2 protein-coding genes are annotated in these 1,374 nt (G+C 67.3%); both read right to left on the bottom strand.

Features of this window, described 5'->3' with window-relative positions:
* Positions 1–922: alpha-amylase family glycosyl hydrolase (locus MTQ10_RS30445; protein WP_247473973.1), on the bottom strand; the 922-nt coding region annotated here is incomplete at its 3' end.
* Positions 923–953: 31 nt separating this feature from the next.
* The coding region (locus MTQ10_RS30450; protein WP_247473976.1) for a DUF3459 domain-containing protein at positions 954–1,374 on the bottom strand (421 nt) is incomplete at its 5' end.

Genomic DNA, 1,374 nt, shown 5'->3' on the forward strand with positions numbered 1-1,374 from the left:
CGGAGACCGGGTAGCGGGACTCGCGGCGTACGGCCATGAAGATGCGCGGCATCACCGGGAAGTGGAACGCCATGTGGCACTCGTCGCCGCCGGAGGCGTAGTCGCCGAAGTAGTCGACGACGTCCTCGGGCCACTGGTTGGCCTCCGCCAGCAGGACCGTGTCCGGGTACATCGCGTCGATCTCGCGCCGCACCCGCTTCAGGAAGGCGTGGGTCGCGGGCAGGTTCTCGCAGTTGGTGCCCTCCTCCGCGTACAGGTAGGGCACGGCGTCGAGGCGGAAGCCGTCGATGCCGAGGTCCAGCCAGAACTTCAGCGCGGCCAGCATCTCCTCCTGCACGGCCGGGTTCTCGTAGTTGAGGTCCGGCTGGTGCGAGAAGAACCGGTGGAAGAAGTACTGGCCGCGGACGGGGTCGTACGTCCAGTTGGAGGTCTCGGTGTCGACGAAGATGATGCGGGCGTCGGGGTACTGCTTGTCGTCGTCGGCCCACATGTAGTAGTCGCCGTACGGCCCGTCCGGGTTCTTGCGGGACTCCTGGAACCACGGGTGCTGGTCGCTGGTGTGGTTCATGACGAAGTCGATGATCACGCGCATGCCGCGCTGGTGGGCGGCGTCGACGAACTCGACGAAGTCGGCCAGGTCACCGAACTCCGGCAGCACGGAGGTGTAGTCGGAGACGTCGTAGCCGCCGTCGCGCAGCGGGGACTTGAAGAACGGCGGCAGCCACAGGCAGTCCACGCCCAGCCATTGCAGATAGTCCAGCTTGGCGGTCAGGCCCTTCAGGTCGCCGATCCCGTCGCCGTTGCTGTCCTGGAAGGAGCGGACGAGGACCTCGTAGAAGACGGCGCGCTTGAACCAGTCGGGGTCCCGGTCCTTCGCCGGGGTGTCCTCGAAGGTGTCGTGAACGGGCGAGTTGACGGTCATGACGCTCCTGGCCTCCCTTCAGTGGTGCCGGTCACCGGACGTGGAACACGTGGGCCGGTGCCCGACCGGGCTCCAGGCGTACGTAGTTGGCGGCGCCCCAGCGGTATGCGGCACCGGTCAGTTCGTCGTGGACGGTCAGACCGGACTGCCATTCCAGGCCGAGGTGCGGCATGTCCAACGAGACCGTGGCCTCCTGGGTGTGGTGGGGGTCGAGATTGGCGACGACGATCACCGTGTCGGCCCCGTCCCGCTTGCTGTAGGCGATCACCGCGTCGTTGTCCGTCCCGTGGAAACGGAGGTTGCGCAGCCTGCGCAGCGCGGGATGGCGGCGGCGGATGTCGTTGAGCCTGGTGATGAGCGGGGCGATGGTGCGGCCCTCACGCTCGGCGGCCTCCCAGTCACGGGGCCGCAGCTGGTACTTCTCCGAGTCCAGATACTCCTCGCTGCCCTCC

The organism is Streptomyces sp. XM83C (assembly GCF_023072675.1).
GTDB lineage: Bacteria > Actinomycetota > Actinomycetes > Streptomycetales > Streptomycetaceae > Streptomyces > Streptomyces thermocoprophilus.